The sequence below is a fragment of the Tropicibacter naphthalenivorans genome (assembly GCF_900176475.1).
GTDB classification, from domain to species: domain Bacteria; phylum Pseudomonadota; class Alphaproteobacteria; order Rhodobacterales; family Rhodobacteraceae; genus Tropicibacter; species Tropicibacter naphthalenivorans.
In genome coordinates, this window is record NZ_FWXX01000002.1 from 559,867 (window position 1) to 576,509 (window position 16,643).

At 63.1% G+C, this 16,643-nt stretch carries 19 protein-coding genes; 6 read left to right on the forward strand and 13 right to left on the reverse strand.

Annotated elements, in window-relative coordinates; all coding sequences use genetic code 11:
* Positions 1–56 precede the first annotated feature (56 nt).
* Positions 57–986 carry a lysophospholipid acyltransferase family protein gene (locus B9A11_RS06975; protein WP_058246620.1) on the forward strand — a complete coding sequence of 310 codons (930 nt, stop codon included), beginning with the start codon at positions 57–59 and terminating at the stop codon, positions 984–986.
* Here the strand turns inward: B9A11_RS06975 and B9A11_RS06980 are convergent.
* On the reverse strand, positions 950–1,645 hold the full coding sequence (locus B9A11_RS06980; protein WP_058247108.1) for a DUF1223 domain-containing protein: 696 nt from the start codon (positions 1,643–1,645) through the stop codon (positions 950–952). The two genes, B9A11_RS06975 and B9A11_RS06980, sit on opposite strands and share 37 nt — an antisense overlap.
* 208 nt (positions 1,646–1,853) lie before the next feature.
* Here B9A11_RS06980 and acnA point away from each other — a divergent pair, with 208 nt between their 5' ends.
* From acnA to B9A11_RS21370, 3 genes are all read left to right on the forward strand, one after another.
* On the forward strand, positions 1,854–4,625 hold the full coding sequence (gene acnA / locus B9A11_RS06985; protein ID WP_058246619.1) for an aconitate hydratase AcnA: 2,772 nt from the start codon (positions 1,854–1,856) through the stop codon (positions 4,623–4,625).
* 77 nt (positions 4,626–4,702) lie between these two features.
* Positions 4,703–5,404 (forward strand): tetratricopeptide repeat protein, encoded by a 702-nt coding sequence (locus tag B9A11_RS06990; protein ID WP_058246618.1) that lies wholly within the window; start codon positions 4,703–4,705, stop codon positions 5,402–5,404.
* A 240-nt stretch (positions 5,405–5,644) separates the two neighbouring features.
* The gene (locus tag B9A11_RS21370; RefSeq protein ID WP_159452481.1) at positions 5,645–5,785 is read left to right on the forward strand and encodes a hypothetical protein; all 141 of its coding nucleotides are present in this window, start codon (positions 5,645–5,647) and stop codon (positions 5,783–5,785) included.
* An 18-nt stretch (positions 5,786–5,803) separates the two neighbouring features.
* Here the strand turns inward: B9A11_RS21370 and B9A11_RS06995 are convergent, their stop codons facing one another.
* From B9A11_RS06995 to yajC, 10 genes are all read right to left on the reverse strand, one after another.
* Positions 5,804–6,328, reverse strand: a complete 525-nt coding sequence (locus tag B9A11_RS06995) for a DsbE family thiol:disulfide interchange protein (RefSeq protein ID WP_058246617.1) — start codon at positions 6,326–6,328, stop codon at positions 5,804–5,806.
* Between the two features lie 13 nt (positions 6,329–6,341).
* Positions 6,342–6,500, reverse strand: coding sequence for a heme exporter protein CcmD (gene ccmD / locus B9A11_RS07000; RefSeq protein WP_058246616.1), 159 nt, complete (start codon positions 6,498–6,500; stop codon positions 6,342–6,344).
* Positions 6,497–7,225 carry a heme ABC transporter permease gene (locus tag B9A11_RS07005; protein ID WP_058246615.1) on the reverse strand — a complete coding sequence of 243 codons (729 nt, stop codon included), beginning with the start codon at positions 7,223–7,225 and terminating at the stop codon, positions 6,497–6,499. Before B9A11_RS07005 ends, ccmD begins: the two co-directional genes overlap by 4 nt.
* Positions 7,226–7,333: 108 nt before the next feature.
* Positions 7,334–7,990 carry a heme exporter protein CcmB gene (ccmB, locus tag B9A11_RS07010; protein ID WP_058246614.1) on the reverse strand — a complete coding sequence of 219 codons (657 nt, stop codon included), beginning with the start codon at positions 7,988–7,990 and terminating at the stop codon, positions 7,334–7,336.
* Positions 7,987–8,601: a heme ABC exporter ATP-binding protein CcmA gene (ccmA, locus tag B9A11_RS07015; RefSeq protein WP_058246613.1), complete on the reverse strand. Its 615-nt coding sequence runs from the start codon at positions 8,599–8,601 to the stop codon at positions 7,987–7,989. Before ccmA ends, ccmB begins: the two co-directional genes overlap by 4 nt.
* A gap of 48 nt (positions 8,602–8,649) precedes the next feature.
* Positions 8,650–9,003: an Mth938-like domain-containing protein gene (locus B9A11_RS07020; protein WP_058246612.1), complete on the reverse strand. Its 354-nt coding sequence runs from the start codon at positions 9,001–9,003 to the stop codon at positions 8,650–8,652.
* 24 nt (positions 9,004–9,027) lie between these two features.
* A complete protein-coding gene (locus B9A11_RS07025; protein WP_058246611.1) occupies positions 9,028–9,774 on the reverse strand; it encodes a sulfite exporter TauE/SafE family protein in 747 nt (248 codons plus the stop codon).
* Positions 9,767–10,735: a protein translocase subunit SecF gene (secF, locus tag B9A11_RS07030; protein WP_058246610.1), complete on the reverse strand. Its 969-nt coding sequence runs from the start codon at positions 10,733–10,735 to the stop codon at positions 9,767–9,769. The genes B9A11_RS07025 and secF overlap by 8 nt, the downstream gene beginning before the upstream one ends.
* Position 10,736: 1 nt before the next feature.
* On the reverse strand, positions 10,737–12,398 hold the full coding sequence (gene secD, locus B9A11_RS07035) for a protein translocase subunit SecD (protein WP_058246609.1): 1,662 nt from the start codon (positions 12,396–12,398) through the stop codon (positions 10,737–10,739).
* Positions 12,399–12,401: 3 nt separating this feature from the next.
* Positions 12,402–12,689, reverse strand: coding sequence for a preprotein translocase subunit YajC (gene yajC, locus B9A11_RS07040; RefSeq protein WP_058246608.1), 288 nt, complete (start codon positions 12,687–12,689; stop codon positions 12,402–12,404).
* Between the two features lie 188 nt (positions 12,690–12,877).
* Here yajC and B9A11_RS07045 point away from each other — a divergent pair, with 188 nt between their 5' ends.
* The gene (locus tag B9A11_RS07045) at positions 12,878–14,365 is read left to right on the forward strand and encodes a pentapeptide repeat-containing protein (protein WP_058246607.1); all 1,488 of its coding nucleotides are present in this window, start codon (positions 12,878–12,880) and stop codon (positions 14,363–14,365) included.
* A 63-nt stretch (positions 14,366–14,428) separates the two neighbouring features.
* A complete protein-coding gene (locus tag B9A11_RS07050; protein ID WP_058246606.1) occupies positions 14,429–15,046 on the forward strand; it encodes a trypsin-like serine peptidase in 618 nt (205 codons plus the stop codon).
* Here B9A11_RS07050 and B9A11_RS07055 read toward each other — a convergent pair.
* Together B9A11_RS07055 and B9A11_RS07060 are read right to left on the reverse strand one after the other, a co-directional pair.
* The gene (locus B9A11_RS07055) at positions 15,036–15,767 is read right to left on the reverse strand and encodes a calcium-binding protein (RefSeq protein WP_058246605.1); all 732 of its coding nucleotides are present in this window, start codon (positions 15,765–15,767) and stop codon (positions 15,036–15,038) included. The two genes, B9A11_RS07050 and B9A11_RS07055, sit on opposite strands and share 11 nt — an antisense overlap.
* Before the next feature lie 54 nt (positions 15,768–15,821).
* A complete protein-coding gene (locus B9A11_RS07060) occupies positions 15,822–16,601 on the reverse strand; it encodes a calcium-binding protein (protein WP_058246604.1) in 780 nt (259 codons plus the stop codon).
* Positions 16,602–16,643 lie beyond the last annotated feature (42 nt).

A 16,643-nucleotide genomic window follows, 5' to 3' on the forward strand; every position in this document is an offset into this window, starting at 1 on the left:
CCTGCGCCCGCCCGCGTAAAACGGCCCCTGTTCACTGACAAAGGGCCGTTCCTTTCATGGCACAGAAAAAGCGCAAACACGGCGGCTGGCAGGATCGGCTGGTGGATTACGTGATCCGCGCCCTGATCTGGTCGGCCCTGCGCCTGCCGGTGAAACGCCGCCTGCGGGCGGTGGGCTGGCTGGTGCGCCGGGTGATTGGTCCGGCGGTCAAATGGGATGACCGGGTGCGCGCCAACCTGGATCACGTCTGGCCCGGCCTGCCCGAAGCGCGCATCCGCGAGATCACGAATCAAGTGCTCGACAACGTGGGCCGCGCCTTTATCGAGAATTACGATGTGCCGGAAATGCTGGCGCGCGGCGCGCGCTATCAGGTGTCCGGCCCCGGTCTGGCGGCGGTGGAACAGGCGCGGCGCGACGGCACCCCGGTCTTGTTCGTCTCTGGCCACTACGGCAGCGCCGAATGCGCCCGCTGTGCCATGGTCGCGCGCGGCTACCAGATCGGCGGGCTGATCCGCCCCATGTCCAACCCGTTCTTTAACGAACATTACACCAAGAACATGCACGACATCTGCGAGCCGGTCTTTGAACAGGGCCGCCGCGGCACCATGGGTCTGATCAAGCATATCAAGTCCGGCGGCATGGCGGTCTTGCTGTTCGACATCTACGACAGCAGCGGCGTTCCCATTGATTTCCTTGGACAACCCGCGCCGACGGTGACGTCTATCGCGGACATCGCGCTGAAAACCGGCGCGCTGGTGGTGCCGTTTTTCGGGGTGCGCCACCCCGACCGCTACGGCTTTGACGCGATTTTCGAAGAGCCGATTCCCCACGGCGATCCCGTCGAGATGATGCAAGAGGCGACCCGCCGCCTGGAGGCGCGCATCAACGCCGATCCCGGCCAATGGATGTGGATTCACCGCCGGTGGAAGCCCGAACGGCAGGCCCGCAATCAGCGCAAACGCGCGGCGGCAAAAATCTCGCCATAACGCTGGCCTTGCACCAACACGACCAAGGGGGCATCACCGGTTACCGGCACCGACACCTCATAGACGCCCTTCCCGTCCCACTGGTCCGCCACGTCCCACGCCTGAACGATGTTGGAGTAGCGCACCGTCTTACCGGCGTTTTCGCCGCGCTCGATCATCACCTCTTCGCCCGCGTCATACCGCACGATCTGGATATCGCACGGTTTTAGGGCAGTCAGCGCCTCTGCGCGGATGTGCAGCACGTCGCCCTCGCGGCGCAGATCAAGGTCCACACGGCGCGGTTCGGACAACTCGCGCTGGATCTGATCGACCACCTTCATCGGGCGGTTGCCCACCACGTCATGCTCGCCGTTGACGATCATCTGCGGCGTGTAAATCATTTTCCAGCCGCCCGCGCGGGCATAGCCCTTTTGCCGTTTGGTGAACCGGGGATCGGCAAAGTTATCCTTCCACCCGATGTAGTCCCAGTAATCTACGTGCAAAGCCAAGGGGATAACGTCATCGCGCCCGCCCAATTCGTCCAGCAGAGCATCCGCCGGCGGACAAGAGGAACAGCCCTGCGAGGTAAACAACTCGACCACCACGGCGGCCTGCTGGGCCTGCGCCCACCCCACCATGGTCGTGCATAAAAAGGCTGTTCCAAGCAAAAGCTTACGCATGTGATCCATCATTCCTGTGCGATACCATGCTGAGATAAAGAACCCGTTTGCAACATTCCAATCAATCATTCGCGACATGTGCGTCATTCGCGCAAATTTTCGGTATACTATTGCATACGGCGCTGACAGCCCTAACTCATTTTTAACAGGGCTTGATGCTTCAACCCCATGAGTTACTTTCTTAATCGACATTCAATCGGAGGTTTCTATGACCGTTATCGTAGGCCATGACAGCGCCAAAACGCGCAAGACGCTGAAAGCGGGCGGCGCGAGCGTCGCTTATTACTCGATCCCCGCTGCCGAGGCGGCTGGTCTGGGCGATTTCTCGCGCCTGCCTGCCGCGCTCAAGGTGGTGCTGGAAAACATGCTGCGGTTCGAGGACGGCAAGACCGTCACGCTGGACGACATCAAGGCGTTCTCCGACTGGGCCAAGAACGGCGGCAAGGGTGACCGAGAGCTGGCCTACCGCCCCGCGCGCGTGTTGATGCAGGACTTTACCGGCGTGCCGGCGGTGGTGGATCTGGCGGCGATGCGCGACGGGATCAAGGCGCTGGGGGGCGATCCGCAAAAGATCAACCCGCTCAACCCCGTGGATCTGGTCATCGACCACAGCGTGATGATCGACGAATTCGGCAACCCGCGCGCCTTCCAGATGAACGTCGACCGCGAGTATGAGCGCAATATGGAGCGTTACGAGTTCCTCAAGTGGGGCCAGACCGCGTTCCAGAACTTCCGCGTTGTGCCGCCGGGCACCGGGATTTGCCATCAGGTGAACCTTGAATATCTGGCCCAGACCGTCTGGACCGACGAGGACCAGAACGGCGAAACCGTCGCCTATCCCGATACGCTGGTGGGCACCGACTCGCACACCACGATGGTCAACGGCGCGGCGGTCCTTGGCTGGGGCGTCGGCGGGATCGAGGCAGAGGCCGCCATGCTCGGCCAGCCGATTTCCATGCTGATCCCCGAGGTTGTCGGCTTTAAACTGACCGGCGAGATGGTCGAAGGCACCACCGGCACCGACCTTGTGCTCAAGGTGGTCGAGATGCTGCGCGAACACGGCGTGGTGTCCAAATTCGTCGAATTCTACGGCGACGGGCTGGACAATCTGCCGCTGGCGCAGCGCGCCACCATCGCCAACATGGCGCCCGAATACGGCGCGACCTGCGGCTTCTTCCCCATCGACGACGAGACCCTGCGCTACCTGCGCAACACCGGCCGCGACGAAGACCGCATCGCGCTGGTCGAAGCTTACGCTAAGGAAAACGGCTTCTGGCGCGGGGCGGATTACGATCCGGTCTACTCCTCGACGCTGGAGCTGGACATGGGCACCATCGTCCCGGCGATCTCCGGCCCCAAGCGCCCGCAGGATTACATCGCCCTGACCGAGGCCGCCCCGGCCTTTGCCAAGTACATCGAAGGCGTGCGCGACGGTCAGGATGTCCCGGCCAAGGACGACATCCGCTGGGAAGGCGAAGGCGGCCAGCCCGAACCGCGCGACATCCCCGGCGACGTGGGCCGTCACAAGCGCGGCTACGTGGAAACCGCCGATGGCAACTATCAGCTGCATGACGGGTCCATCGTGATCGCCTCGATCACGTCGTGTACCAACACCTCGAACCCCTACGTGATGATCGGCGCGGGTCTGGTGGCGAAAAAGGCGCATGAGCTGGGCCTGAACCGCAAGCCGTGGGTGAAAACCTCGCTGGCGCCGGGCTCTCAGGTCGTGTCCGAATACCTCGAGGCCGCGGGCCTGCAAGAGCATCTGGACGCGGTGGGCTTTAACCTTGTGGGGTATGGCTGCACCACCTGTATCGGCAACTCGGGTCCGCTGGATGCGCCGATCTCGGCGGCGATCAACAAGTATGACCTCGTGGCGACCTCGGTGCTGTCGGGCAACCGGAACTTCGAAGGCCGGATCAGCCCGGACGTGCGCGCCAACTATCTGGCGTCGCCGCCGCTGGTGGTGGTCTACGCGCTGGTGGGCGACATGAACGTCGACATCACCAAAGACCCGCTGGGTCAGGACAAGGACGGCAATGACGTCTACCTCAAGGACATCTGGCCCTCGTCCGCCGAGATCGCCGAGCTGGTGGAAAAGACCGTCACGCGCGACGCCTTCCAGTCGAAATACGCCGATGTGTTCAAGGGCGACGAGAAATGGCAGGGCGTGCAGGTGTCCGGCGGCGAGACCTACGATTGGCCCGCCTCGTCCACCTACATCCAGAACCCGCCGTACTTTCAGGGCATGGGCAAGGAACCCGGCACCATTTCCAACATCGAAGGGGCGCGTGTGCTGGCCGTCCTTGGCGACATGGTGACCACCGACCACATCAGCCCGGCGGGCTCGTTCAAGGACACCACCCCGGCGGGCAAATACCTGCTGGAGCGGCAAGTTCCGGTGCGCGAGTTCAACTCTTACGGCTCGCGCCGGGGCAACCACGAGGTCATGATGCGCGGCACCTTTGCCAACATCCGCATCAAGAACGAGATGCTGGACGGCGTCGAGGGCGGCTATACCAAAGGCCCCGATGGCGAGCAGACTTCGATCTATGACGCGGCGATGGCCTATCAGGAACAGGGCACCCCGCTGGTGATCTTTGGCGGCGAACAGTACGGCGCGGGCTCTTCGCGCGACTGGGCGGCCAAGGGGACGAACCTCTTGGGCGTCAAGGCGGTGATCGCCGAAAACTTTGAGCGTATCCACCGCTCTAACCTTGTGGGCATGGGTGTGATCCCGTTTGAGTTCACCGGCGGCGACACCCGTTTGACGCTGGGCCTGACCGGCGATGAGACCATCGACATCAAGGGCTTGGACGACGTGAAGCCGGGGCAGATGACGCCTTGCACCATCACTTCGCCCGACGGCACGGTCAAAGAGATCGAGCTGAAATGCCGGATCGATACCGCGATCGAGGTGGAATACATCGAACATGGCGGCGTCTTGCACTACGTGCTGCGCAACCTTGCGGCGGCGTAAGCTGCGCTTTGAACGATTGGAGACCCCGGCAGAAATGTCGGGGTTTTCCTTTGCGCAAAAGCGGCTAAGCTGCTGGGATGAAAGTTTTTGCCCCGCTGATTTTGTGCCTGTTGCCCCTTGGGGCCTTTGCCAACACCGATGACATGCCCGACTGCCTCGCGCTGGATGCGCAAGACCGCCCGCAAGCGGTGGTCAGCGCCTGTGACGCCCTGCTGCCGACGGTGACGGGGGATGCCTCGCTGCACGCGGCGGGCTTGCAGGCGCGCGGGGTGGCCTATCGCGCCTTGGGGGATCTAACCGCCAGCGCCCGCGATCTAGAGGCGTCCGTGGCAGAGTTCGAGGACGCCGCCGCCCTGCGGATGCTGGGCTGGACCTACCGGCAGATGGGCCGCTATCGTGAGGCGGTGGACGTCTACACGCAATCCTTGCGGCTCGAAGATCACTGGCAGGCGTGGCTGTCGCGCTGCGTCGTGCGCCAAGACCTCGGCCACGATTGGCGCGCGCTGCGCGACTGCCGCAAGGCCTTGCAGCGCACCACAGACAACACCGACGTGCTGTATTTCACCGCCCGCGCCCTGAACGAGATGCGCCGCCCCCACGAGGCCAAGCAACTGGCGTTGGAGGCGATGCAACTGGCCCCCAGCGACCCGCGCCACGTCACCCAATACGTGCTGGCGCTGCACTTGCAGGGGGACGCGCGCAAGGCGTCGAACGTGGCGCGTCTGGGGCTGGAACGCTTTCCCGCCGAGAAAAGCTTTGAAAGTTTTATCCAAGACTAAGCCGCGCCTGCGGGTATTCCAGACCTGACGCGTGGGGGATTTCCCCCTACCCTTTCCCCATCTTTAACAGACGCGCCAAACGTATAGTGGCGTGAACCCGCGCAATCCGGCCCCCTTCGGCGGGGCTTTGCGCAAGTTTGGACAATTGATTGTAACGAATGCTTCGCGGTCCGGCGTCTTGGGTTTAATTTGAAACGAGGGGCCACAGGTATGGATAGCAAGTTTAAAAGGGCGAGAAAGATGAAAGCGGTCACCATCCTTCAGGCAGCGGCGTTGTTGGCTTTGGCCATGTTGGGCGCTTATGCCAGCGCGCATGAGCCCAAGGCAGAGCCGCCGCAACTGTGTGTGCCGGCCCTGTCGCAGACGGATTGCACGCTGTAAGAACAGCAAAAGCCGCGACTATTGCGCGGCTTTCAAAGCGTTTTCCAAGGCGGGCATAAACCGCTGTTCATAATCCGACCCGACAAGCGGGCCGACGAATTTGAACAGCACCACCCCGTCGCCATCCAGGATAAAGGTCTCGGGCGGGCCGGTGACGCCCCACTCAATCGCCGTGCGCCCCGCCGGGTCAAAGGCAACCGCCTTGAACGGGTTGCCATCCTCGGACAGGTATTTCTGCGCCTGCGCCTCTTGGTCCTTGAAGTTGACGCCGATGATGTCCAGCCCCTCGGCCTGCATTTCCAGCAGACGCGGGTGTTCAGCCCGGCACGGCGGGCACCACGACGCCCAAAAGTTCACCAAGGTCACATTGCCAGAGGCCAACATATCCGGCGTCACGGCGTCATACCCCGGCAGAGCCATATCGGTCATGGCCGGATGCGGCTTGCCCTCGAACACCGATTCCAGATCGTTTGCGCCTTCGCGCCCGAGGCCGACAAAGGCCAGGATGCCAAAGGCCGCAAAGATCAGCGGCGGCAGCACCATCAGCGGAGAGATCTTAGTCGCCACGTTTGATCCTTTCCTCGATACGTTCCAGCTCGGCGCGGACCTTGCGGGCGCGCAGGATGGACGCCCCCACCAGCACGGCAATCAGGCCGATGGACACGGCATAAGACGACAGGACAACCCCTGCATATTTCCCAAGCTCCGGCATCATGCGGCGCGCTCCCTTGCCAGCAGCGCGCGGGCGCGGCGCGCGCGGATTTCCGTTTGAGTGCGCAGGAACACCAGCGCGATGAACAGCAACACAAAGCCCGCGATGCAGACCAGCGCCGGATACCAGAACACGTCGGCGACGTTTTCCTCGGCGTCGAGCGACATGGACGCGCCCTGATGCAGGCCCTGGTTCCAGAAGTTCACGGCATAGCGCGAAAGCAACGCAAAGACCGACCCCACAAGGCACAGGATCGAGGTCAGATCCGCCGCCGTGTCGTCGTTTTCAATGGCCGACCACAGCGCCATGTAGCCGAGGTAGAACAGGAACAGGATCAGGAAGGACGTCAGGCGCGGATCCCACGCCCACCACGTCCCCCACATGGGCTGGCCCCACAGCGCGCCGGTGGCCAGTGCAATTAACGTCATCACCGCGCCCACCGGGGCGGCGGCGCGGGCGGCAAGCGCGCTGACGTGGTGGCGGCGCACGATCCAGATCAGCGAGGCCACCAGCATCATCATCCACGCATTGATCGCCATCAGCGCGGACGGCACATGGAGGTAGAAAATCTTGACGGTCGAGCCTTGGCGATAGTCGGCGGGGGTGAAAAAGAACCCCCAGACCAGACCGCCCACAAGGCAGACCACAGCCGCAATCGACACCCACGGCAGGATCTTGTCCGTGGTGCGGATGAACTTGACCGGATTGGCGTATTCCCAGATCGACATGTTTCCTCCCGGCTGTCGGTTGCAGCGGTTACACCCCAAATATCCGCGCGGTGCAATATGTAGGGGCTTCACAGTTGCGTCGAAAGGGGGACCTTTTGCCACAAGCCCCTAGCGCAGGTTCACCCGAAGCACCCCGGCGCTGGCAAAGGGCAGCAGCGCCAGCGCGCCAAAGCTGATCCCCGCGAGCATCAGCAGCGGCGTCTGGACGGTCAGCCCTTCGGCCCCTCGGCGGGCGACTTCGGCGCCAAAGATCAGCGTCGGCACGTACATCGGCAGCACCAGCAGCGACATCAGCAGGCCGCCGCGTTTCAGCCCGACGGTCAGCGCCGCGCCAAAGGTGCCGATCACCGACAGCGCGGGCGTGCCGACGGCGAGGCTGACCACCAGCCACAGGTAGCCCTCGGTCGGCAGCGACAGCAGCACCCCCAAGGCGGGCGCGGCCAGCACCAGAGGCAGGCCGGTGGTGATCCAATGGGCCAGCGCCTTGATGGTGACGATGCCTTCCATCGGCAAGGGGGCGGTGGCCAGCAGATCGAGGCTCCCGTCCTCCCAATCGAGGGCAAGGATCCGGTCGAGCGACAGCAGGCAGGCGAGCAAAGCGCCGATCCACAGGATGCCCGGCGCAATCTTGGTCAGCAGCGCGGTTTCGGGGCCAACGCCAAAGGGCACCAGCACCGTGACGATCAGGAAAAACGCCAGCCCAAGGCCAAAGCCCCCGCCCGCGCGCACCGCCAGCCGCAAATCGCGTGTGAGCAGCGCAATCATAGGAAGGCCTCGTCTTGCGCCGCGACGCCTGGTTTGGCGCGGTAGGGGGTGACGTCGAACACGTCGGCTTCGGGGATGCCAAGGTCGATGTGGGTGGCCATGAGCGCCGCGCCGCCCGCCTTCAGATGCCCGCGCACGGCGTCGGCGAACAGCGCGACCGAGGCGGCGTCGAGCGATACCGTCGGCTCGTCCAGCACCCAGACCGGGCGGCCCGTCACCATCAGCCGTGCAAGGCCAAGGCGGCGTTTTTGCCCTGCGGACAGCGTGCCTGCGAGGCGATCGGTGAGTTTGTCCAGATCAAAGGCGGTGATGGCAGAGGAAATGTCATTGGTGCCAAAGACTTGCGCCCAAAAGCTCAGGTTCTCGGTGACCGTCAGCATGGCCTTGAGCCCGTCGGCGTGGGCGGCATAGGCGATGCGTTCGCCCGCGCCTTGGATGTCGCCTGTCAAAGGTGGTTGAAGGCCGGCGATGGTGCGCAAGAGCGTGGTCTTGCCCGCGCCATTGGGGCCACGCAGCACCAGCGCGCGGCCATCTTGCAGGGAGAAGTTCACCCCGCTTAGCACCGGCACGCCGCCCCGGGCCACCGTCAGATCAGATACCGTCAGTTCCATGGCTTTGGCTTACCCCACCGCGCCTTCGCGCAAAAGCGGCAAAACGCCCTAGACGGGCAGCACGGCGATGGCGACGCGGCGGCCTTCGCTGAGCAGGACGTTGTAGGTGCGGCAGGCGGCGGGCGAGTTCATGACCTCGACGCCGAGGCCCGCGGCCTCTAGATCGGCGCGCAGGTCGGCGGGCAGATGGGCGATTTCCGCGCCCATGCCAACGAACAGCACGTCCACCTGCCCCGCCAAAGCGAGCAGCGCGTCCCGCTCATCCAGCCCGCCCCAGCGCGCTGGCTTCGCTCCGGCCATGATCATCGCACCTTCGATGGCTTCGCCCGCGACGCGAAAGAACCCCGGCCCGTAGCCGTCGACCGGCACCGCGTCAGAGAAAGAGACTTCGTTCAGGTTCATGGCGCTCTCCTGTGGTTCAAAGGATTACCAGATCGGCAGGCCCGACAGGGCCGACACCGCGATCAAGCCGTAGGCCACCCCGCGATACAGCCGTTCCTTTTCGGGGTCAAACAGCCGTCCGCCCAGCCAGTTCCCCGCAATCGCAGGCGCAGCCATGGCCAACCCCAGCGCGACCCACGCAAGTTCCAGGCGGCCAAAGACGCCCATCCAGCCAAGGATCACCACGTCAAAGACGAACAGGAACAAAAGGATGGTGGCGCGGATGACCGTCGTGGGCAAAGGGCGCGCCATGTAGAACAGGATCACCGGCGGCCCGGGCAGGCCCGCCACGCCGCCAAGGAAGCCCGCCGCGCCACCAATGCCCAGCACCGCACGCGGGCGAATGTCGCCCTGATAGCGCAGGCCCAGCGACAAGATGCCCAGCATCGCCAGCGACAGCAGGCTGATGGCGGTGCGGTAGATGTCCGGGGACACCTGCCCCAGCACCCACAGCCCCAGCGGCAGCGCCAAACCCATGGCCAGCGACAGGCGCAACAGATCGGGGCGCGCCGCCTGCCCCCACGCTCGGCGCAGCAGCGGCAGAGGCCCGAGAATATCCATGGATGTCAGACAGATGATCGCCGCGAAGGGCGGCAGGAACTGCGCGGTCACCGGCAGGAACACCAGCGCCGTGCCAAACCCCGAAAAGCCCCGCACCAGCCCGCCGACAAAGGCCGCGAGGGCGATCCAGCCCAGCCCCACGGGGGACAGGCTGGACCAGATTTCAGGCATCAATGTTGCCGTATTGGTTGCCCGTGGTGTCGGTGGGCTTGGACCAGTCGCGCTTGACGCCCAGTTTCATCAGCACCGCCGAGGCCACAAAGATCGAAGAGTACGTCCCGACCACAACACCCCAGATCATCGCAAAGACAAAGCCGCGGATCACGTCCCCGCCCAGCACGAACAGCGCGATCAGCGCCAGCAGCGTGGTGACAGAGGTCATGAAGGTCCGGGACAGGGTCTCGTTGATGGACAGGTTCAGCACCTCTTTAAGGTCCTTGGACTTGTACTTGATCAGGTTCTCGCGCACGCGGTCGAACACCACCACCGTGTCGTTCAGCGAATAGCCAACGATGGTGAGCAGCGCCGCAATGATCGACAGGTCAAACCGGATGCCCACCTCGGAGAAGACACCGATGGTCAGCACCACGTCGTGGACCAAGGCAATCACCGCGCCAAGCGCGAACTGCCATTCAAAGCGCAGCCAGATGTAGAACAGCACCGCGCCAATGGCCAAGGCCACGGCAATCGCCGCCGTCTGGATCAACTCGCCCGAGACCTTGGGGCCCACGGATTCGACCGAGACAAACTTGATGTCCGGGCTGACGGTTTGCAGCGCCGTGCGCGCCGTGTCGATCAGGTCCGAGGTGACAGCCTCTTGGCCGTCTTGTGCCTCGATCCGGACCATGGCGACGTGCTGGTCTTCGCGAAAGTTCGGGTCGAACACTTCGGAAATGACCACATCGCCCAAGTCCAGCGCGCCCAGGGCGTCGCGGTACTGCGCCACGTCGATGGCCTGCGTGCTTTCGGTCCGGATGGTGGTGCCGCCCTTGAAGTCGATGCCGTAGTTCAGGCCACGCACGCCAAAGCTGACCAAGGCCAGAACGATCATCACCGCCGAGATGCCCAGCCACAGGGTCGGACGGGAAAAGAAATCCCACGCGGTATTTTCAGGAACCAGTCGGAGTCTCATGTCACACCTCGATCTGCTTGGGGCGGCGGCGTTCGTACCACATGACGATCAGCAGCCGGGTGACGAAGATGGCGGTAAAGACCGACGTCAGGATGCCGATCCCCAGCGTCACGGCGAACCCGCGCACCGGGCCAGAGCCCATGACATAAAGGATCACAGCGGTGATAAACGTGGTGATATTGGCGTCGACAATCGCCGACAGCGCCTTTTCATAGCCCAGCTCGATGGCGCGGGCGGGCTTTTTCCCGGCTTTGAGTTCCTCACGGATCCGCTCAAAGATCAGCACGTTGGCGTCCACCGCCATACCGACGGTCAGAACGATGCCCGCAATGCCCGGCAGGGTCAGCGTCGCGCCGATCAGGCTGAGCAGGCCAAAGATCAGGCCGATGTTGATGATCAGCGCGATATTGGCGAACGCCCCGAACAGACCGTAGCTGAGCAGCATAAAGATCAGCACCGCGGCAAAGGCGACGATGGTCGCGATCTTGCCTGCGTCGATGCTGTCCTGGCCCAGTTCCGGCCCGATGGTGCGCTCTTCGAGGAACTCCATCCCGGCGGGCAAGGCCCCTGCGCGCAGCAGCACGGCCAGGTTGGTCGATTCCTCGACGGTGAAGTTGCCGGTGATGATGCCAGAGCCGCCAGAGATATGGGTTTGAATCACCGGGGCGCTGATGACCTCGTCGTCCAGCACGATGGCAAAGGGCGAGCCGATGTTCGCCGCCGTATAGTCACCGAACTTGACCGCGCCCTGCGGGTTAAAGCGGAAGTTCACCGCCGGGCGGCCGTTCTGGTCAAAAGCAGGCTGCGCGTCCACCAGCTCTTCGCCGGTGACTACGGGGGCCTGTTCGAGGATGTAGAACACGCCCTCTTGGTCGAGCGAGGGCAGCACCTCGTTGCCCACCCCCGCCGAGGCGTCGGCGCTGGCGGCGCGGCCCACAACCGGCTGAAAGGTCAGCTGGGCGGTGGTGCCGATGATGTCCTTGAGCTCCTGCGCAGAGCCAAGCCCCGGCACCTGGATCAGGATACGGTCCGCCCCCTGACGCTGGATCGTGGGTTCGCGCGTGCCCACCGCGTCGATGCGGCGGCGAATGATTTCAAGGCTTTGCTGGATGGTGCGTTCATCCGTGGCGCGCTGTTCGGCCTCGGACAGGGTGACGACCAGCACATTGCCTTCGCCGCGCACCTCCAGGTCGGTGGTCCCCGCCCCGGTCAGCGACACGACAGGCCGCGCCAGACCGCGCACCAGTTCCAGCGCGCGGGTCATGCCCGCCTCTTCGGAAATGCGCACGCGCAGTTCCCCAGCCGGGGACGGTTGCAGACGGATGGTGCCGACGGTGGCGCGCTCGGGGCGCAGGATGTCGCGCACCTCGGGCCACAGCGCTTCCATGCGCGAGGCGTAGACGTCCTGCACCTGCACTTCGGCCAGCAGATGCGCACCGCCCCGCAGGTCAAGCCCAAGGTTCACCAGCCCAGACGGCAGGTAATCGGGCCAAACGCTTGCGGCGTCCCGGTTTTCCGAGGTATCCGCCCCGGCCTCGATCAGCTTGACCGCGTCATTATGTTGCTCAACGCGCGTATAAAACCCGTTGGGCATGGCAAGCAGCAGACCGACCACCACAGTGGCCCAGATCAGTACCCGCTTCCAGAGATCGATCTGCAACATGTGTTAGCCGTTCGCCGGTTCGGTCTTGGACAGCACCTGGGCGATGGTCGACTTGATCACGCGGACCTTGACGCCCTCGGCGATTTCCACTTCGATTTCAGCACCTTCCAGAACGCGGCTCACCTTGCCGACGATGCCGCCCTGGGTGACGACCTTGTCGCCCTTGCGGACGGCTTCGACCATGGCCTGATGCTCTTTCATCTTCTTTTGCTGCGGACGGATCAGCAGGAAGTACATGATCGCGAAGATCAGGATAAGCGGAAGGAATTGGCCGATTGCTGCGGGGTCCATGGGATGCTCCTATAGAAGTTCTGCGGGGCACCCCCGCGTTATCGCGCGGAACCTATGAGTTGCGTGGACCAAGTGCAAGGCACGGGCGCGCCGGGATCGCCTGTTTGCTTGGGAAAATCGGCGGTTCGCGCGATTGCGGAGGCTTTGCTTCGCCCCTAAGGTGCATGAGCCTTCCTGTAGGAGCCTTCATGCAAGACGTCACGACCCTGCCGATTTCGCCCGACGTGTTTTGGCCCGCGTTGGGTTTGGTTCTGGTCGCGCTGGCCGTTTTGGCGGTCTTTGGCCTGCTGGCGGGCTTTGGCCGCGTGGCGCAGGACGGCCCGAGCCATCTGCAAAAGCGCATGGGCCTGACCGAGCTGCCCCCCGCCCTGTTCCGCCTTGGCGCGGTCCTGTGGGCGGGGCTGGCGACAGTTTTGGTGGCGGGGCTGTTCTACATGCTGCTGGACGTGATCCTGCACGCCTTTCCGGCGTCGGATAGCGTGATTGGCAAGCTCTGGGATCAGATCACCGGCAGCACCGCCGAGACCTGGGACTTTCGCTTTCGCTTGGCGCAACTGACGGTGCTGACGACGGTCTTGGGGGCGGTGATTGCGCTGCCGGTGACGCTCAATCGGCTGCGGCTGGCGAGTGAAACCCTCTTCAACACCAAGATTTCCGAAGCGGCAGCGGACCTTTATGCCCAACGGCAGGTGACGCGCCGCTATGCGAATGGTCTGACGCAAGACGAATACGAAGACGACATCGTCCGCCGCAACGCCGCGATCAACCGCCTTGAAGACCTCGTCCGCGAGCGCCCCGCCGAAGCGGGCCGGGTTAGTCGGCTGTTGTCGACGTATGTGAGGGAGTTGAGCAGGCAGTTTCCACCGGTCGAGCTTCCTGCAAAAATGGTCGTGGGTGACGTCGCCGAATGGGCGTCCGACTTGCGCCCAGCTCGATCAGATATGGAAAAAGCAGTGCAAACGCTGGGCCGATTGACAGAAATCCCTAGCGTCGCGCCGAAAGATCGGCCAATCGACCTGACCGGGGCTAATCTCCAAGGAATGTTCTTTCGGAAATCTCATTTTCAAAAAGCAATTTTGACAAATGCAAACCTGCAAGGCACCCGCTTTTCTTCGTGCCAACTGCAGGGCGCTAAATTTGACGGCGCTATTGCCCACGGCTCAAAATTTGAAAATTGCACAATGTTGGAGCGGGTCAATTTCCATGGTTCGAATTTCAGTGGCTCGGAATTCGCGCGAACCGATATGACAAGCGCGGAAGCTTACGAGGCGACATTTTTCTATGTAAAGTTTTACGAATCCTGCTTGAACGACGCGAGGTTCATAAAGTGCCATATGAGAGAAAGTGTGTTCATGGGCGCATCCCTGAAGGGAACCCTTCTAAAAGCCAGCGGCTTGGAATACACCCTGTTTGACGAAGTCAAGTTCTCGCACCGCACCTATTTCACTAGAGTCAATATGGATTTTTCAGCGCTGTCCGATCTGGCTGTATTTCAATCGAACGGAATATTGGAACATTTGGAAAAGGTGATTGGAAACGGTTCGGTGGCTCTCCCTGAGAGCACGGCGACACCGAGACATTGGCCAAGTAACGTATTGCCGATTTGGACATTCGAAGAAGAATGGAAAAAATGGTGCAAAGACCCCGATAACTACGAATACAAGCCCCCCGCCTGACCCCTCTTGCCCCAGCCTCAACCGCCGCCTACCTTTCTCCTGCCCCCTCAGGAAAGGCCCGTGATGCTGCGCCTCCTCGCCCTTCTCCTCCTTCCCCTCCCTGCCCTCGCTGATCCGGCGGTCGGCAGGCTGAACCTTTCGGGCTACAAACACCGCGAGATGTGTTCGGGGACGCTCATTGCGCCGGACAAAGTCCTCACCGCCGCGCATTGTGTCGCCACCGTGCAGGACGGGTATCTGAAACGCTTGGGGGATATGACCTTTGTCGCCGATTGGAACGGCGAGAGCCACAAGGGCGCGGCCAAGCTGCGCGCCGTGCAGGTGCACCCCAAGGCCTTTACCGACGGGCGCTTTGATCTGTCCCATGACATCGCCGTGGTCGAGCTGGCCCAGCCGCTACAGCCCACGCCGCACCCGCTTGGGGACAAGGGCTTGCCGGGGCCGCTGACCCTGATCGGCTATCAGCGCAGCGCGCCGCATCGGCAGGCCGAGACGGGCTATTGTTATGGCGCGCCCGAAGGCCCTCTCTGGCGCATCGCTTGCCGGGTGGAGCCGGGCCAATCGGGCGGCCCGGTTCTGAATGACGCAGGCGAAATCGTCGCCGTGATCAGCGCCGTCCAAGAGGAACAGGCGCTGGTGGTGCCGGTGGACGAATGGCTGCGCGAGCAGCTCAGGCGGTAGCCGCGTCGCCGGAATAGTCGTACAGATCCACCGTGATATACGCCCCGGCGTTGCCAAGCACCCGCACCAGCTCGACGCCGTTGGCCTGCACCGAGGCATAGTCGCCCAGGTCCACCACTTCGACCACGTCACTTCCGTCGTTCAGCAGCAAAGTCGGGTCGTAGTTGAAGACCTCGATGACCTCGCCAGTCTCATAATCAAGGATCTCGACCGGGGTTTCATCGTCGCCGAAATACTCGACCCCGAAGGCGTCATAACCCTCGCCGCCGTCCATCACGTCGCCGTCATGGCCCAGCAGGTAGTCGTTGCCATAGCCGCCGGACAGGGTGTCGGGAGTCTCGGTGCCAAAGTCGTCGACGGACACGAGGTAGTCGCCCCCGGTGCCGCCCAGCAGCACGTCAAAGCCGTCGTTCACGGCGATAAAGTCATCGCCCGCCCCGCCGTAGAAGGTGTCATTGCCCGAAGCGCTCTCGGTCGCATCGTCCTGGTCGTCGATGATGGCGTCATCACCCGCGCCGCCGCGCACGTAGTCGTCACCGTCCATGCCGTAAACAAGGTCGTCGCCGTCACCGCTGTAGACGACGTCGTCGCCGTCGCTGCCAAGGATCGTATCGTCGCCGTCGGTGCCTTGGGTCCGGGTCAGGTCGTCGTCGCCGCTGTCACCGGGGGCCAAAGCGCCGATCGCCAGCGCGCCAAAGAGCAAAAGTAAAAGACCGCCCATGTTGTTCCTTTCCATAGGGGCCGTGCGCCCCCACCGGGCCACGGGTCGTTAGAGTCAGGCCGTGACGTCGATCAGCTCGAAGGTCAGGCTGGCGTGGTCCGGGCCTTCGACGCGGGCCAGCTCGATGCCGTTGGCGTAGATCGCCGTGCTGTCGTCGTGCTCCACCGCCTCGACCACATCGGTGCCGTCATTGGCCAGCAGGCCGGACTGGTAGACATAGACGAGGATCGTGTCCGAGGCTTCATAATCAGCGATCTGCACCGGGTCGTCCGCATCGTCAAAGCGGCTCACCACGAACAGATCGTCCCCTTCGCCGCCCAGCAGCACGTCGCCGCTGTCGCCCACCAGCGTGTCATTGCCATAGCCGCCGGATACCCAGTCGGGCTGGACGTCTACATCTACGTCGATGGCCACCAGCTCGTCATTGCCCAGACCGCCATACAGGCTGTCTGCCCCGTCCAGCGCGGTCAGCGTGTCGTCACCGCTGCCGCCGTAGAATGCGTCATCGCCAGAGGCCACGCCCTCGTAAAAGTCGTCGTAGATCTCGTCGTTGCCGTCCCCGGCGCGGATCGTGTCATTGCCCGCCCCGCCGGACATGCTGTCGTCGTCATCCGTGCCGGTCAGGCGCTCGTCCGCGTCGCCGCCATCGACCTCGTAGCCGAGGGTGTCGATGTTCTCGGGATAGTTTTCGTCCTCGTCATAGACGATTTCTTCGTCGTCCAGATACTCGTCCTCGGCGTCCTCGATGCGGTCGTTGATCTCATCCTCGACCGAAGAGACGACCATCGATCCGATGGCAAGCGAGCCGAACAAAATGAGCAAAAGGGCAGTCATGGCGATTCCCGAGTGTTTTTTGGTTAACTTCTTCAACTTATA

Bases quoted from the DNA above. Each gene is read 5' to 3' on its own strand.
- B9A11_RS06975 (WP_058246620.1), top strand. From the start codon at position 57: ATGGCACAGAAAAAGCGCAAACACGGCGGCTGGCAGGATCGGCTGGTG.
- B9A11_RS06980 (WP_058247108.1), bottom strand. From the start codon at position 1,645: ATGCGTAAGCTTTTGCTTGGAACAGCCTTTTTATGCACGACCATGGTG.
- acnA (WP_058246619.1), top strand. From the start codon at position 1,854: ATGACCGTTATCGTAGGCCATGACAGCGCCAAAACGCGCAAGACGCTG.
- B9A11_RS06990 (WP_058246618.1), top strand. From the start codon at position 4,703: ATGAAAGTTTTTGCCCCGCTGATTTTGTGCCTGTTGCCCCTTGGGGCC.
- B9A11_RS21370 (WP_159452481.1), top strand. From the start codon at position 5,645: ATGAAAGCGGTCACCATCCTTCAGGCAGCGGCGTTGTTGGCTTTGGCC.
- B9A11_RS06995 (WP_058246617.1), bottom strand. From the start codon at position 6,328: ATGGTGCTGCCGCCGCTGATCTTTGCGGCCTTTGGCATCCTGGCCTTT.
- ccmD (WP_058246616.1), bottom strand. From the start codon at position 6,500: ATGATGCCGGAGCTTGGGAAATATGCAGGGGTTGTCCTGTCGTCTTAT.
- B9A11_RS07005 (WP_058246615.1), bottom strand. From the start codon at position 7,225: ATGTCGATCTGGGAATACGCCAATCCGGTCAAGTTCATCCGCACCACG.
- ccmB (WP_058246614.1), bottom strand. From the start codon at position 7,990: ATGATTGCGCTGCTCACACGCGATTTGCGGCTGGCGGTGCGCGCGGGC.
- ccmA (WP_058246613.1), bottom strand. From the start codon at position 8,601: ATGGAACTGACGGTATCTGATCTGACGGTGGCCCGGGGCGGCGTGCCG.
- B9A11_RS07020 (WP_058246612.1), bottom strand. From the start codon at position 9,003: ATGAACCTGAACGAAGTCTCTTTCTCTGACGCGGTGCCGGTCGACGGC.
- B9A11_RS07025 (WP_058246611.1), bottom strand. From the start codon at position 9,774: ATGCCTGAAATCTGGTCCAGCCTGTCCCCCGTGGGGCTGGGCTGGATC.
- secF (WP_058246610.1), bottom strand. From the start codon at position 10,735: ATGAGACTCCGACTGGTTCCTGAAAATACCGCGTGGGATTTCTTTTCC.
- secD (WP_058246609.1), bottom strand. From the start codon at position 12,398: ATGTTGCAGATCGATCTCTGGAAGCGGGTACTGATCTGGGCCACTGTG.
- yajC (WP_058246608.1), bottom strand. From the start codon at position 12,689: ATGGACCCCGCAGCAATCGGCCAATTCCTTCCGCTTATCCTGATCTTC.
- B9A11_RS07045 (WP_058246607.1), top strand. From the start codon at position 12,878: ATGCAAGACGTCACGACCCTGCCGATTTCGCCCGACGTGTTTTGGCCC.
- B9A11_RS07050 (WP_058246606.1), top strand. From the start codon at position 14,429: ATGCTGCGCCTCCTCGCCCTTCTCCTCCTTCCCCTCCCTGCCCTCGCT.
- B9A11_RS07055 (WP_058246605.1), bottom strand. From the start codon at position 15,767: ATGGGCGGTCTTTTACTTTTGCTCTTTGGCGCGCTGGCGATCGGCGCT.
- B9A11_RS07060 (WP_058246604.1), bottom strand. From the start codon at position 16,601: ATGACTGCCCTTTTGCTCATTTTGTTCGGCTCGCTTGCCATCGGATCG.